This window comes from Pseudomonas sp. efr-133-TYG-23 (assembly GCF_030209215.1).
GTDB lineage: Bacteria > Pseudomonadota > Gammaproteobacteria > Pseudomonadales > Pseudomonadaceae > Aquipseudomonas > Aquipseudomonas rhodesiae.
In genome coordinates this window covers 51,634-66,274 of the sequence record NZ_JARVSL010000021.1, presented here as the reverse complement: position 1 = coordinate 66,274, position 14,641 = coordinate 51,634, and the positions used below count along the sequence as shown (strand labels likewise).

Genomic DNA, 14,641 nt, shown 5'->3' with positions numbered 1-14,641 from the left:
TTTGGTCTTGTTTGCGCCCTTGAACCTGGAAATTGTGGCCCCATATACCGGAACAGAAGCGCGAGTCGAGTTCGCGCATGATTTTGAAAGGAGAGAATCTATGGCTGACGAACAGACGCAGGATACGCAAACTCCAGACGCCAATCCGGCTGTCGGTGATGAGCTGGCAACTCGTGTGCAGGTGCTGGAAGAGCAATTGGCCGCTGCGCAGGATCAGTCTTTGCGTGTTGCCGCCGATCTGCAGAACGTCCGCCGCCGTGCCGAGCAGGATGTAGAAAAAGCGCATAAATTCGCGTTGGAAAAATTCGCCAGCGACCTGCTGCCGATTATCGACAGTCTGGAGCGCGGCCTTGAGCTGTCCAACCCGGATGATGAAAACATCCGTGCGATGCGCGAAGGCATTGAGCTGACCCTGAAAATGTTCCAGGACACGCTCAAGCGGTACCAGCTGGAAGCTATCGATCCGCAAGGTGGCGAGCCGTTCAATGCTGAGCATCACCAAGCCATGGCCATGCAGGAAAGCCACGACCTTGAGCCCAACAGCGTGTTGAAGGTGTTCCAGAAAGGATACCTGCTCAACGGCCGTCTGCTGCGCCCGGCAATGGTAGTGGTAAGCAAGGCGCCAGCGCCCGTTGCACCTTCTATTGATGAGCAGGCTTGAAATCCGCCGCAAGGCCCCCATTTATAAGTCAAGCGTTTAAGTGCTACCGCAGTTAGCCAAAACTGCTGCGGCAACAAAATTCAAGTTTCGGGAGAGTAAATCATGGGCAAAATTATCGGTATCGACCTGGGGACCACCAACTCGTGCGTCTCGGTCATGGAAAACGGCAAGGCCAAAGTTATTGAGAACGCCGAAGGCGCGCGTACTACGCCTTCGATTATCGCTTACGCCAATGACGGTGAGATCCTCGTCGGTCAGTCGGCCAAGCGCCAGGCGGTGACTAACCCGCATAACACTCTGTACGCTGTAAAGCGTCTTATCGGTCGTAAGTTCGACGAAGAAGTCGTGCAAAAAGACATCAAGATGGTGCCTTACAAAATCGCCAAGGCTGACAACGGTGACGCCTGGGTTGAAGTGAACGGCAACAAAATGTCCGCTCCGCAGATCTCGGCTGAAGTCTTGAAAAAGATGAAGAAAACGGCCGAAGACTATCTGGGTGAAGCTGTAACCGAAGCGGTGATCACCGTTCCGGCTTACTTCAACGACAGCCAGCGTCAGGCGACCAAAGATGCCGGCCGCATCGCGGGCCTGGACGTCAAACGTATCATTAACGAACCGACCGCGGCTGCTCTGGCTTACGGTATGGACAAGGCCAAAGGCGATCACACCGTGATCGTTTATGACCTGGGTGGCGGTACCTTCGATGTATCGGTGATCGAGATTGCCGAAGTCGATGGCGAGCACCAGTTCGAAGTGCTGGCTACCAACGGTGACACCTTCTTGGGTGGTGAAGACTTTGACATTCGTCTGATCGACTACCTCGTTGACGAATTCAAGAAAGAAAGCGGCATGAACCTTAAAGGTGATCCGCTGGCGATGCAGCGTCTGAAAGAAGCTGCCGAAAAAGCCAAGATCGAGCTGTCGTCGAGCATGTCGACTGACGTTAACCTGCCGTACATCACAGCAGATGCTACCGGTCCTAAGCACTTGAACGTGAAGATTTCTCGCGCCAAGTTGGAGGCACTGGTTGAAGACCTGGTTCAGCGCACTATCGAACCTTGCCGCATTGCATTGAAAGACGCTGGCATCGACGTTGGCTCCATCAACGACGTGATCCTGGTGGGCGGTCAGACTCGTATGCCGCTGGTGCAGCAGAAAGTCACCGAGTTCTTCGGTAAAGAAGCACGTAAAGACGTCAACCCGGACGAAGCGGTTGCCATGGGTGCTGCGATTCAGGGCGCGGTATTGGCCGGTGATGTGAAAGACGTGCTGTTGCTGGACGTCAGCCCGCTGACCCTGGGTATCGAAACCATGGGTGGCGTGATGACCGCGCTGATCGAGAAAAACACCACGATTCCTACCAAGAAATCTCAGGTGTTCTCGACTGCCGATGACAACCAGGGCGCCGTGACCATTCATGTGCTGCAAGGTGAGCGTAAACAAGCTTCTCAGAACAAGTCTCTGGGCAAGTTCGACCTGGCTGATATTCCACCAGCGCCTCGTGGTGTGCCACAAATCGAAGTGACCTTCGACATCGACGCCAACGGCATTCTGCACGTAGGTGCGAAAGACAAGGCGACCGGCAAAGAGCAGAAGATCACCATCAAGGCCAACTCGGGTCTGTCTGATGAAGAAATTCAACAGATGATTCGTGATGCTGAAGCCAACGCCGAGGCGGATGCCAAGTTTGCTGAGCTGGCCGACGCTCGTAACAAAGGTGATGCTCTGGTGCACTCGACCCGCAAAATGGTCGTGGACGCTGGCGAAAAAGTATCGGCTGAAGAGAAAACTGCAATCGAAGCTGCCGTGGTTGCCCTGGAAGCCGCCGTCAAAGGCGACGACAAGGCCGCCATTGAAGCCAAGATTGAAGAGTTGTCGAAAGTCTCTGCGCCAGTGGCCCAGAAGATGTACGCAGAGCAAGCTCAGCCGGCAGACGGCGCTGCACAACAGGCAGAACCGGAAGCCAAGCATGACGACGTTGTCGATGCTGAGTTCGAAGAAGTTAAAGAAGACCAGAAGAAGTAACTTGGTCGCCCGGTTGACCGCTTTCAAGCGGTGACTGGTAGGATGTCGCCGCGCGGGAGCTTGCTCCCGCGTTGGCGTGTCTGGGGTACGCGAATTTTTACAGCATGCGACAACAGTCGGATGCTGGCGGTGTGATCGGGGATGCTCCTGCTTTCCGAGGGTTTAATACCGCGTTTTTGGCCGGGCGCCTGGCTGAAAGCAGTGATGACCAGGATCGTTGAATTGACGTGAGTTGGGTCCGGGCCTGTATTGGGGCTCAACGAGTTCGGCAAGGCTCAGGAGGGCCTGGTTGAACGTCCTTAAGAGTGCAAAGACTTATGGCAAAGCGTGACTATTACGAAGTTTTGGGTGTGGAGCGTGGTGCCAGCGAGGCGGAGCTGAAAAAGGCTTACCGTCGTCTGGCGATGAAGCACCACCCGGACCGTAATCCGGATAACAAAGAATCCGAAGAAATGTTCAAAGAGGCCAATGAGGCCTACGAATGCCTATGTGATCCCAATAAGCGTGCGGCCTACGATCAGTATGGCCATGCCGGTGTCGACCCAAGCATGGGTGGTGGTGGCGCTGGTTTTGGTGGGCAGAATTTCTCCGATATTTTCGGCGATGTGTTCAGCGACTTCTTTGGCGGCGGCCGCGGTGGTCAGCGTGGCGGTGCGCAGCGCGGCAGCGACTTGCGCTACACCCTGGAACTGAACCTGGAAGAAGCGGTTCGCGGTACCAGCGTCAATATTCGTGTGCCAACGCTGGTCAACTGCAAGCCGTGCGACGGTTCGGGCGCCAAGAAAGGCTCTTCGCCCATCACCTGCCCTACGTGCGGTGGTATCGGCCAGGTCCGTATGCAACAAGGCTTCTTCTCGGTGCAGCAGACGTGCCCGCGTTGCCATGGACAGGGCAAGATCATCTCCGATCCATGCGATTCCTGTCATGGCGAAGGTCGTGTCGAAGAGTACAAAACCTTGTCGGTGAAAGTGCCGGCGGGTGTGGATACCGGTGATCGAATTCGTCTGTCGGGCGAAGGTGAAGCGGGTGTTCAGGGGGGGCCTACGGGTGACCTGTATGTGGTGATCAATGTGCGCGAGCACGCGATTTTCCAGCGCGACGGTAAGCATCTGTTCTGTGAAGTGCCGATCAGTTTTGTCGACGCGGCGCTGGGTGGTGAGCTGGAGATTCCGACGCTGGATGGGCGCGTCAAGCTCAAGATCCCTGAGGGCACGCAAACCGGTAAACAGTTCCGTATTCGCGGCAAAGGCGTTGCGCCGGTACGTGGTGGCGGTGCGGGTGACTTGATGTGCCGCGTGGCGGTCGAAACACCGGTCAATCTGGGGCGCCGTCAGCGTGAGCTGCTCGAAGAGTTCCGTAGCTCGCTGGAAGGCGATGATACCCATTCGCCGAAAACCACTGGTTTCTTTGAAGGCGTGAAGCGCTTCTTCGGCGATCTGTAAGGAAGTGAGTATGCGACGTATAGCCGTAATGGGCGCTGCCGGGCGCATGGGCAAGACGCTGGTTGAAGCGGTGCAGTTGCGCTCACCGGCCTCCGGGCTGACGGCGGCGATCGTTCGTCCGGGCAGCACGTTGATCGGCGCGGATGCCGGTGAGTTGGCCTCATTGGGGCGTATCGGCGTTTCGCTGTCGGGCAGCCTGGAGCAGGTGGCGGATGAATTCGATGTACTGATCGATTTCACGCTGCCCGAGGTGATGCTCAAGAATCTGGCGTTCTGTCGCAAGGCAGGCAAGGCCATGGTTATTGGCACTACGGGCTTGAGTGCCGAGCAGAAGCAGTTGCTGGTGGAGGCGGGCAAGGAGATCCCTCTGGTGTTCGCCGCCAACTTCAGCGTCGGTGTGAACCTGTCGCTCAAGCTGCTGGATATGGCGGCGCGGGTGCTGGGTGATGAAGCGGATATCGAGATTATCGAGACCCACCATCGTCATAAAATCGACGCACCCTCGGGTACCGCGCTGCGTATGGGCGAGGCTATCGCTGATGCGCTGGGTCGCGACTTGTCAAAGGTCGCGGTATACGGGCGCGAGGGGCATACCGGTGAGCGCGCGCGCGACACCATCGGTTTCGCGACTGTTCGTGGCGGGGACGTCGTTGGTGATCACACCGTGCTATTCGCGGCCGAAGGCGAGCGCCTGGAGATCACGCATAAGGCTTCCAGTCGCATGACGTTTGCCAAGGGGGCGGTCCGTGCCGCGCTCTGGCTGGAAGGGCGCGAGCCTGGCCTGTACGACATGCGAGACGTGCTGGATCTGCACTGATCAGTAGCCAAGACGGGGGCTCAGGATTATCCTGAGCCCCCGTTTTTACCCGCTAAGCGACGTCCTGTCGCATTCCCCTGCCTTCAAGGCTCATTAGCGGTGGACCCAAAAAGCCTTTTTCTGTAAGCTACAGCTTTAGTGTGTCCACTAAAAGCGCGCAGAATAATTCAGTGAACAAGCGGGGTGACGTGTCCATACGTCACTCCGCTTTTTTACAACCTGCGATCGCCCTTTCAGGCTTTATTTACGGGAGGTCTTCTTGACTAAGCCAGCCATACTCGCCCTTGCTGATGGCAGCATTTTTCGCGGCGAAGCCATTGGAGCCGACGGTCAAACCGTTGGAGAGGTAGTGTTTAACACTGCCATGACCGGCTATCAGGAAATCCTTACCGATCCTTCCTACGCCCAACAGATCGTTACCCTGACCTATCCACATATCGGCAACACCGGTACTACGCCGGAAGATGTCGAGTCTGATCGTGTCTGGTCGGCGGGGTTGGTGATTCGTGATCTGCCACTGGTTGCGAGCAACTGGCGCAACACGATGTCGCTTTCCGATTACCTCAAAGCCAACAATGTGGTGGCGATCGCTGGTATCGATACCCGTCGCCTTACGCGCATCCTGCGTGAAAAAGGCTCGCAGAACGGCTGCATCATGGTCGGCGACAATATTTCCGAAGAGGCGGCGATCGCCGCGGCACAAGGCTTCCCTGGCCTGAAGGGCATGGACCTGGCGAAGGTCGTCAGCGTCAAAGAGAAGTACGAATGGCGCTCCACGGTCTGGGATTTGAAGACAGACAGTCATGCGACCATCGATGCTGCCGAGTTGCCTTATCACGTGGTCGCTTACGACTACGGCGTCAAGTACAACATCCTGCGCATGCTGGTCGAGCGTGGCTGCCGCGTGACCGTGGTACCTGCGCAAACCCCAGCCAGCGACGTGCTGGCTCTGCAACCGGACGGCGTGTTCCTGTCCAACGGCCCGGGTGACCCTGAGCCTTGCGACTACGCCATCCAGGCCATTAAGGACGTACTGGAAACCGAGATTCCGGTATTCGGTATCTGCCTCGGCCACCAACTGCTGGCTCTGGCCTCCGGTGCTAAAACCCTGAAAATGGGGCACGGCCACCACGGCGCCAACCACCCTGTTCAGGATCTGGACACTGGTGTCGTGATGATTACCAGCCAGAACCACGGTTTTGCGGTGGATGAAGCTACCTTGCCGGTCAACGTCCGCGCGATTCATAAGTCGCTGTTTGACGGTTCCCTGCAAGGCATCGAGCGCACCGACAAGAGCGCGTTCAGCTTCCAGGGCCACCCTGAAGCCAGCCCGGGCCCGAACGACGTAGCGCCGCTGTTCGACCGTTTCATCAATGAGATGGCCAAGCGACGCTGACTGAGCAGCCTGTGGGCGGCCCCGAAACCGGTGGCCCTCGCGGGCTCTCTAAAAGATTGTTCAAGACGGCTTGCCGACTGACCTGCGGATTTGAGTGACAAACCCATGCCAAAACGTACAGACATAAAAAGCATCCTGATTCTCGGCGCTGGCCCGATCGTGATCGGCCAGGCCTGCGAGTTCGACTACTCCGGCGCCCAGGCCTGTAAAGCCCTGCGCGAAGAGGGCTACCGCGTCATCCTGGTGAACTCCAACCCAGCCACCATCATGACCGACCCGGCGATGGCCGACGCGACCTACATAGAGCCAATCAAATGGCAGACGGTTGCCAAGATCATCGAGAAAGAGCGTCCAGACGCGCTGCTGCCGACCATGGGTGGCCAGACTGCACTGAACTGCGCTCTGGACCTGGAGCGCGAGGGCGTTCTGGAGAAGTTCGGCGTAGAGATGATCGGCGCCAATGCCGACACCATCGACAAAGCCGAAGACCGCTCACGCTTCGACAAGGCCATGAAGTCCATCGGCCTGGCCTGCCCGCGTTCCGGTATCGCCCACAGCATGGAAGAAGCCAATGCGGTCCTCGAGACTCTGGGTTTCCCGTGCATCATCCGTCCGTCCTTCACCATGGGCGGCACCGGTGGTGGTATTGCCTACAACCGTGAAGAATTCGAAGAAATCTGCGCCCGTGGTCTGGACCTGTCGCCGACCAAAGAGCTGCTGATCGACGAATCCTTGATCGGTTGGAAAGAATACGAGATGGAGGTTGTTCGCGATAAGAAAGACAACTGCATCATCGTCTGCTCCATCGAAAACTTCGACCCGATGGGCGTGCACACCGGTGACTCCATCACCGTGGCGCCGGCGCAGACCCTGACCGACAAGGAATATCAGATCCTGCGTAACGCCTCCCTGGCGGTACTGCGTGAGATCGGTGTAGAAACCGGCGGTTCCAACGTTCAGTTCGGGATCTGCCCGAACACCGGCCGTATGGTTGTGATCGAAATGAACCCGCGTGTTTCCCGTTCTTCGGCACTGGCTTCTAAGGCGACGGGGTTCCCGATCGCCAAAGTCGCGGCCAAACTGGCCGTGGGTTACACCTTGGATGAACTGTCGAACGACATCACTGGCGGCAAGACCCCAGCGTCCTTCGAGCCGTCCATCGACTACGTGGTGACCAAGCTGCCGCGCTTTGCTTTTGAGAAGTTCGCCAAAGCGGATGCGCGCCTGACTACCCAGATGAAGTCCGTGGGCGAAGTGATGGCTATCGGCCGGACCTTCCAGGAATCCCTGCAGAAAGCCCTGCGTGGCCTGGAAGTCGGCGTGTGCGGCCTGGATGAGAAGCTCGATCTGAGCAACCCGGAAAGCATGAGCGTGCTCAAGCGCGAACTGACCGTGCCGGGTGCCGAGCGGATCTGGTACGTCGCTGATGCGTTCCGTGCCGGCCTGAGTGTCGAAGACATCTTCGGCATGAACATGATCGACCCGTGGTTCCTGGTGCAGATCGAAGATCTGATCAAGGAAGAAGAGAAGGTCAAGACCCTGGGTCTGGCCAGCATCGACCGCGACATGATGTTCCGCCTCAAGCGCAAGGGCTTCTCCGACCAGCGTCTGGCCAAGTTGCTGGGTGTGACCGAGAAGAACCTGCGCACTCATCGCCACAAGCTGGAGATCTTCCCGGTCTACAAGCGCGTGGATACTTGCGCGGCCGAGTTCTCCACCGATACCGCTTATCTGTACTCCACCTACGAGGAAGAGTGCGAAGCGGCGCCGTCGGGTCGCGACAAGATCATGATCCTGGGTGGCGGTCCTAACCGTATCGGCCAGGGCATCGAATTTGACTACTGCTGCGTACACGCTGCTCTCGCCCTGCGCGAAGACGGGTACGAGACCATCATGGTCAACTGCAACCCGGAAACCGTTTCCACCGATTACGATACTTCTGATCGTCTGTACTTCGAGCCGGTGACCCTGGAAGACGTGCTGGAAATCGTGCGTGTCGAGAAGCCTAAAGGCGTGATCGTTCAGTACGGCGGCCAGACTCCGCTGAAGCTGGCGCGTGCCCTGGAAGCTGCTGGTGTGCCGATTATCGGCACTAGCCCGGACGCCATCGACCGTGCCGAAGACCGTGAGCGCTTCCAGCAAATGGTTGAGCGCTTGAACCTGCGTCAGCCGCCAAACGCCACCGTGCGTAGCGAAGATGAAGCGATTCGTGCGGCCAGCAAAATTGGCTATCCGTTGGTGGTGCGCCCGTCTTATGTGCTGGGCGGCCGAGCGATGGAAATCGTTTACGAAGAAGAAGAACTCAAGCGCTACCTGCGCGATGCTGTGAAAGTGTCCAACGACAGCCCGGTGCTGCTGGACCACTTCCTCAACTGCGCCATCGAAATGGACGTGGATGCGGTCTGCGATGGCACCGACGTAGTGATCGGCGCGATCATGCAGCACATCGAGCAGGCCGGTGTTCACTCCGGTGACTCTGCTTGCTCGCTGCCGCCTTACTCGTTGCCGGCGCACATTCAGGATGTGATGCGCGACCAGGTCAAGAAAATGGCTTTGGAGTTGGGCGTGGTCGGTCTGATGAACGTGCAGTTGGCCTTGCAAGGCGAAGACATCTACGTCATCGAGGTCAACCCACGAGCTTCGCGTACCGTGCCATTTGTGTCCAAGTGCATCGGCGTGTCCCTGGCCATGATCGCTGCGCGCGTGATGGCTGGTAAGACTCTGAAAGAAATCGGTTTTACCAAAGAAATCATCCCGAACTTCTACAGCGTGAAAGAGGCGGTGTTCCCATTCGCCAAATTCCCTGGCGTGGACCCGATCCTGGGCCCAGAGATGAAGTCTACCGGTGAGGTGATGGGCGTGGGCGACACGTTCGGTGAGGCATTTGCTAAAGCACAGATGGGGGCCAGCGAAATTCTGCCGACCGGCGGTACTGCGTTCATCAGTGTTCGTGATGACGACAAGCCACTGGTTGCAGGCGTGGCGCGTGATCTGATCAACTTGGGCTTCGAAGTCGTGGCCACCGCTGGGACTGCCAAGCTGATCGAGGCTGCCGGCCTTAAGGTGCGTCGCGTGAACAAGGTAACGGAAGGTCGTCCGCATGTGGTCGACATGATCAAGAATGACGAAGTCACCTTGATCATCAACACTACTGAAGGTCGTCAGTCGATCGCGGATTCCTACTCCATTCGTCGTAACGCCCTGCAGCACAAGATTTACTGCACCACCACCATTGCTGCTGGCGAAGCTATCTGTGAAGCACTCAAGTTCGGTCCAGAAAAGACCGTTCGTCGCTTGCAGGATCTACACGCAGGATTGAAGGCATGAGCATTACCAAATACCCAATGACTGTTCAGGGCGCTCGCGCCCTGGAAGAGGAGCACGCCCACCTGACTAAGGTCGTACGTCCGAAGCTGAGCCAGGACATCGGTACGGCCCGCGAGCTGGGTGACTTGAAGGAGAACGCCGAATATCACGCCGCTCGCGAGCAGCAGGGTATGGTCGAGGCACGGATTCGTGATATCGAAGGTCGCATGCAAAATGCTGTGATCATCGATGTGACCACTATCCCGCACACCGGCAAGGTGATTTTCGGCACCACTGTCGAAATCGCCAACGTTGAAACGGACGAAAGCGTGACTTACCACATCGTGGGTGAGGACGAGGCTGATATCAAACAGGGCAAAATCTCTGTAGGTTCGCCTATAGCACGTGCCTTGATCGCCAAGGAAGAGGGGGACGTGGTTGCCGTCAAAACGCCAAGTGGCGTGATCGAGTACGAGATTGTCGAAGTTCGTCACATCTGATACTCGGCGCCCGTTTCGTGCGGGCGCCATGCTATGGCAGCTCACTCAGATGTTGTGGGTGGGCGGCTTGTGGTTGCTTCACATTGGCGTGCTGCCGGCACTCGGTTTGATTGGTTTGGCGCCGTTGCTGATAGACGAACTCGACGGATTGCTCAGTGCATTACTGGTGGGTTTTGCTGCGGCGTGCGTGGTGCTTCAAGCGTTTGTGCTGATCAAGGCTGAGGGCTTGGAGAGTTTGTGGCGGGATATTCGCGGCCAACTGCTGTTGATGGCGCTGTATGCATGCGCTATGTATTGCGTCGTGCATCTCTGGCTGCCGGAAGCGTTGCGCTGGCGGCTATTCAGCTATCTTGTGCTAGGGTTCTCGGGGCTTGTGCTGGTTGTACAGCCTGCGCCGGGATGGAGTGGCGGGGCGCGCGAAGCACGCCCTTGACCCTATTTGTCATTTGAAGCGATGAACGTTCGACAGTTGTTTGTTGACGCTGAAATTCTTGCGATACAGCAGCGCCATCTTGCCGATGACCTGAACCAGGTCTGCTTTGCCCGCCTTGCACAGTTCCGCAATGGCAGCCAGGCGTGCTTCGCGATCGAGGATATTGACCTTGATCTTGATCAGTTCGTGATCGTTGAGTGCGCGCTCGAATTCAGCTAACACACCCTCAGTCAAACCGTTGTCTGCCACAATCAGAACTGGTTTCAGATGGTGGCCAATGGATTTGTACTGTTTCTTCTGCTCTTGAGTGAGCGGCATAATCTGACCCCTGCGTCTGATCTTGTAAAAAGCGGCGGCCAGTTTACCCGAGCGAGTCCGGGACCGCCCAGTTAATCACGACCCGTTTTATTTTCGAGGTGGCCCGTGGCCCGTTCCAAAACCAGCCTTAACTGGCTAAAAGAACATTTCAACGATCCTTACGTCAAAAAGGCGCAAAAGGACGGCTACCGTTCCCGGGCCAGCTATAAGCTGCTGGAGCTGCAGGACAAGGACAAATTATTCCGGCCAGGCATGAGTGTGATCGATCTGGGGGCCGCCCCGGGGGGCTGGTCTCAGGTGGCCAGTCGTCTGATTGGTGGGCAGGGGCGATTGATCGCTTCCGACATTCTGGAGATGGACAGCATCCCGGATGTGACCTTTGTGCACGGCGACTTCACCCAGGATTCAGTGCTGGCCGAGATCCTTGAGGCTGTGGGAAATTCACAGGTGGACCTTGTGATTTCCGATATGGCACCCAATATGAGTGGATTACCGGCCGTTGATATGCCGCGCGCCATGTTCCTGTGCGAATTGGCGTTGGACCTGGCAGGGCGTGTATTGCGTCCGGGCGGAGATTTCCTGGTCAAAGTCTTCCAGGGTGAAGGTTTTGACGAATACCACAAGAACATCCGTAAATTGTTCGACAAGGTACAGATGCGCAAACCGGACTCCTCAAGGGATCGTTCCCGCGAGCAGTATCTGTTGGCTCGAGGGTTCCGTGGCATCGAAGGCGCGGCGAGTGATGAGCGTCTTTAAGGGTTTCAACGGAGTCGATAGGTTTTTTTATATCGCTTTCGTCATGAAGCTTTACGAATATTGTGTAGTCAAAGTTTCACAAAGGGTTACAGACGGCGCCTGCCAGAGTTGTAGGTAATGTAGTAAGTTAGGTCGGTGAATATCATGCGAAGCGCGCGCCAGCAGCGGAGCTTGCTTCAGAGGGTAGTTAATTGAACGATATGGCAAAGAATCTGATCCTGTGGTTGATCATCGCGGCTGTCCTGGTGACGGTGATGAACAACTTCTCCAGCCCTAACGAGCCGCAGACCCTCAACTATTCCGACTTCATCCAGCAAGTTAAGGATGGAAAGGTCGAGCGCGTAGCGGTTGATGGCTACGTGATCACCGGCAAACGCACCGATGGCGACAGCTTCAAGACCATTCGTCCGGCAATCCAGGACAACGGTCTGATCGGTGATTTGGTGGATAACCATGTTGTCGTTGAAGGCAAACAGCCAGAGCAGCAGAGCATCTGGACACAGTTACTGGTGGCCAGCTTCCCGATCCTGGTGATCATTGCTGTGTTCATGTTCTTCATGCGTCAGATGCAAGGTGGCGCGGGAGGCAAGGGTGGGCCGATGAGCTTCGGGAAGAGCAAGGCACGCCTGCTCTCCGAAGATCAGGTGAAAACCACTCTGGCCGACGTTGCCGGTTGTGATGAAGCTAAAGAGGAAGTGGGCGAGCTCGTCGAGTTCCTGCGCGATCCGGGGAAATTCCAGCGTCTTGGCGGGCGTATTCCGCGCGGTGTGCTGATGGTCGGTCCTCCGGGTACTGGTAAAACCTTGCTGGCCAAGGCGATTGCCGGTGAAGCCAAGGTGCCGTTCTTCACGATTTCCGGTTCTGATTTTGTCGAAATGTTCGTCGGTGTCGGCGCAAGCCGTGTTCGCGATATGTTCGAGCAAGCTAAGAAGCATGCGCCGTGCATCATCTTTATCGACGAAATTGACGCCGTTGGTCGTCATCGTGGTGCGGGCATGGGCGGTGGTCACGATGAGCGCGAGCAAACGCTCAACCAATTGCTCGTGGAGATGGATGGTTTCGAGATGAATGACGGCATTATCGTCATCGCCGCAACCAACCGTCCTGATGTGCTTGACCCCGCGTTGCTGCGTCCAGGTCGTTTCGACCGTCAGGTCGTAGTTGGCCTGCCGGACATTCGTGGACGCGAACAGATTCTGAAAGTTCATATGCGCAAAGTGCCGATGGGCGACGACGTTGCTCCTGCGGTGATTGCTCGTGGCACTCCAGGTTTTTCCGGTGCCGACCTTGCCAACTTGGTGAACGAGGCGTCGTTGTTTGCAGCGCGTACCGGCAAGCGCATTGTTGAAATGAAAGAATTCGAGCTGGCAAAAGACAAGATCATGATGGGCGCCGAGCGCAAATCCATGGTTATGTCCGAAAAAGAGAAGCAGAACACTGCTTACCACGAGGCTGGTCACGCTATTGTGGGCCGCGTTGTGCCTGAGCACGACCCGGTCTACAAGGTGTCGATCATTCCACGAGGCCGGGCACTTGGCGTGACTATGTTCCTGCCTGAGGAAGACCGTTACAGCCTCTCCAAGCGCGCGCTGATCAGCCAGATCTGTTCGCTGTATGGCGGGCGGATTGCTGAAGAGATGACCTTGGGTTTTGACGGTGTGACCACCGGCGCCTCCAACGACATCATGCGCGCCAGCCAGATTGCGCGAAATATGGTGACCAAGTGGGGCTTGTCCGAAAAACTCGGCCCTCTTATGTATGCCGAGGAAGATGGCGAAGTGTTCTTGGGGCGTGGTGGTGGCGGTCAAAATGCCAGTTTCTCCGGTGAGACTGCCAAGCTGATCGATTCCGAGGTGCGCAGCATCATTGATCAGTGCTACGGCACAGCCAAGCAGATTCTCACGGACAACCGCGACAAACTGGACGCCATGGCCGACGCGCTGATGAAGTACGAAACCATTGATGCCGATCAGATCGACGACATTATGGCAGGCCGTCCGCCACGTGAGCCGCGGGACTGGGAGGGGGGATCAGGCACCTCAGGTACCCCGCCCGTTGTTCAGAATGAGCGCCCTGAGACCCCGATCGGCGGCCCTGCGGCTGACCACTAAGGTTTGAAATGACTTCTGTGTTGTCCTCCACCCGGTTGCCTTGCGGCAACCGGGTTCTTGATTTGGCCCATACGCATGTCATGGGCATTCTCAATGTAACCCCCGATTCTTTTTCCGATGGCGGCCGATTCAGTCAGCAGGATGCAGCGTTGCGTCATGCCGAGGCGATGGTGGCGGCTGGTGCGACCTTGATTGATGTCGGCGGCGAATCGACTCGGCCTGGTGCTCGTATAGTTTCTCCACTCGAGGAGTTGGAGCGGGTTGCTCCCATTGTCGAGCGCATCGCACGTGAGCTGGATGTGATCATCTCCGTTGATACATCGACTCCGGCTGTCATGCGCGAAACTGCGCGCCTTGGGGCTGGATTGATCAATGATGTGCGCTCTCTACGGCGTGATGGAGCCTTGGATGCGGCTGCGGCTACAGGATTGCCGGTGTGCCTGATGCATATGCTCGGTGAGCCCGGGAATATGCAGGACGACCCCCATTACGATGATCTGGTAGGTGAAGTGACGGGTTTCCTGGCTGAGCGAATCGCTCAGTGCGCCGCAGTTGGAATAGCGCCGGAGCAGATCATCCTGGATCCGGGTTTTGGATTCGCCAAGACCTTACAACACAATCTAAGTTTGTTCAGGCACATGGAGTCCTTGCATGTCCTCGGCCGGCCCCTATTGGTGGGTGTGTCGCGCAAGAGCATGATTGGACTGGCGTTGAATCGTCCTGTTGGCGAACGTCTGTATGGCGGCCTTGCGCTGGCGGCGCTTGCCATGACCAAAGGTGCGCGGATTTTGCGCGTGCACGATGTCGCCGAGACCGTTGACGTGGTGCGTATGATTGCCGCAGTAGAATCAGCCGAATAAGAATGATGGAGCACTT

Annotated in this window: 12 protein-coding genes; 11 read left to right on the top strand and 1 reads right to left on the bottom strand. The window is 57.0% G+C overall.

The features are described from left to right. Nucleotides 1–7 precede the first annotated feature (7 nt). The 8 genes from grpE (at nucleotide 8) to QRN41_RS15540 (ending at nucleotide 10,580) form a co-directional block, all read left to right on the top strand. Nucleotides 8–661, top strand: coding sequence for a nucleotide exchange factor GrpE (gene grpE / locus QRN41_RS15575; protein ID WP_279287802.1), 654 nt, complete (start codon nucleotides 8–10; stop codon nucleotides 659–661). 102 nt (nucleotides 662–763) lie between these two features. After that, nucleotides 764–2,686, top strand: coding sequence for a molecular chaperone DnaK (dnaK, locus tag QRN41_RS15570; RefSeq protein ID WP_034139325.1), 1,923 nt, complete (start codon nucleotides 764–766; stop codon nucleotides 2,684–2,686). A gap of 317 nt (nucleotides 2,687–3,003) precedes the next feature. Then, entirely contained in the window at nucleotides 3,004–4,128 is a 1,125-nt protein-coding gene (dnaJ, locus tag QRN41_RS15565) for a molecular chaperone DnaJ (RefSeq protein ID WP_034139324.1), read from the top strand. 10 nt (nucleotides 4,129–4,138) lie between these two features. Further along, complete coding sequence (gene dapB / locus QRN41_RS15560; protein ID WP_034139323.1) at nucleotides 4,139–4,945, top strand: 4-hydroxy-tetrahydrodipicolinate reductase; 807 nt, start codon at nucleotides 4,139–4,141, stop codon at nucleotides 4,943–4,945. A gap of 259 nt (nucleotides 4,946–5,204) precedes the next feature. Further along, nucleotides 5,205–6,341, top strand: a complete 1,137-nt coding sequence (gene carA, locus QRN41_RS15555; RefSeq protein ID WP_167417886.1) for a glutamine-hydrolyzing carbamoyl-phosphate synthase small subunit — start codon at nucleotides 5,205–5,207, stop codon at nucleotides 6,339–6,341. A gap of 105 nt (nucleotides 6,342–6,446) precedes the next feature. Next, entirely contained in the window at nucleotides 6,447–9,668 is a 3,222-nt protein-coding gene (gene carB, locus QRN41_RS15550; RefSeq protein ID WP_034100733.1) for a carbamoyl-phosphate synthase large subunit, read from the top strand. A gap of 2 nt (nucleotides 9,669–9,670) precedes the next feature. Beyond that, nucleotides 9,671–10,147: a transcription elongation factor GreA gene (greA, locus tag QRN41_RS15545; protein ID WP_034100946.1), complete on the top strand. Its 477-nt coding sequence runs from the start codon at nucleotides 9,671–9,673 to the stop codon at nucleotides 10,145–10,147. A 28-nt stretch (nucleotides 10,148–10,175) separates the two neighbouring features. Beyond that, complete coding sequence (locus tag QRN41_RS15540) at nucleotides 10,176–10,580, top strand: MFS transporter (protein ID WP_285421806.1); 405 nt, start codon at nucleotides 10,176–10,178, stop codon at nucleotides 10,578–10,580. 9 nt (nucleotides 10,581–10,589) lie between these two features. Here QRN41_RS15540 and yhbY read toward each other — a convergent pair whose 3' ends face one another. Beyond that, nucleotides 10,590–10,898, bottom strand: coding sequence for a ribosome assembly RNA-binding protein YhbY (gene yhbY / locus QRN41_RS15535; RefSeq protein ID WP_028617972.1), 309 nt, complete (start codon nucleotides 10,896–10,898; stop codon nucleotides 10,590–10,592). A 105-nt stretch (nucleotides 10,899–11,003) separates the two neighbouring features. Here yhbY and rlmE point away from each other — a divergent pair, with 105 nt between their 5' ends. The 3 genes from rlmE (at nucleotide 11,004) to folP (ending at nucleotide 14,625) form a co-directional block, all read left to right on the top strand. Further along, nucleotides 11,004–11,654: a 23S rRNA (uridine(2552)-2'-O)-methyltransferase RlmE gene (rlmE, locus tag QRN41_RS15530; protein ID WP_034139321.1), complete on the top strand. Its 651-nt coding sequence runs from the start codon at nucleotides 11,004–11,006 to the stop codon at nucleotides 11,652–11,654. A 200-nt stretch (nucleotides 11,655–11,854) separates the two neighbouring features. Beyond that, on the top strand, nucleotides 11,855–13,765 hold the full coding sequence (gene ftsH, locus QRN41_RS15525; RefSeq protein WP_034100726.1) for an ATP-dependent zinc metalloprotease FtsH: 1,911 nt from the start codon (nucleotides 11,855–11,857) through the stop codon (nucleotides 13,763–13,765). An 8-nt stretch (nucleotides 13,766–13,773) separates the two neighbouring features. Then, entirely contained in the window at nucleotides 13,774–14,625 is an 852-nt protein-coding gene (gene folP, locus QRN41_RS15520) for a dihydropteroate synthase (protein ID WP_034139320.1), read from the top strand. Nucleotides 14,626–14,641: the final 16 nt, after the last annotated feature.

What these genes read in the sequence shown, in the direction of transcription:
- dnaK (WP_034139325.1), top strand. Translation starts at nt 764, where the DNA reads ATGGGCAAAATTATCGGTATCGACCTGGGGACCACCAACTCGTGCGTC.
- dnaJ (WP_034139324.1), top strand. Translation starts at nt 3,004, where the DNA reads ATGGCAAAGCGTGACTATTACGAAGTTTTGGGTGTGGAGCGTGGTGCC.
- dapB (WP_034139323.1), top strand. Translation starts at nt 4,139, where the DNA reads ATGCGACGTATAGCCGTAATGGGCGCTGCCGGGCGCATGGGCAAGACG.
- carB (WP_034100733.1), top strand. Translation starts at nt 6,447, where the DNA reads ATGCCAAAACGTACAGACATAAAAAGCATCCTGATTCTCGGCGCTGGC.
- QRN41_RS15540 (WP_285421806.1), top strand. Translation starts at nt 10,176, where the DNA reads ATGCTATGGCAGCTCACTCAGATGTTGTGGGTGGGCGGCTTGTGGTTG.
- yhbY (WP_028617972.1), bottom strand. Translation starts at nt 10,898, where the DNA reads ATGCCGCTCACTCAAGAGCAGAAGAAACAGTACAAATCCATTGGCCAC.
- ftsH (WP_034100726.1), top strand. Translation starts at nt 11,855, where the DNA reads ATGGCAAAGAATCTGATCCTGTGGTTGATCATCGCGGCTGTCCTGGTG.
- folP (WP_034139320.1), top strand. Translation starts at nt 13,774, where the DNA reads ATGACTTCTGTGTTGTCCTCCACCCGGTTGCCTTGCGGCAACCGGGTT.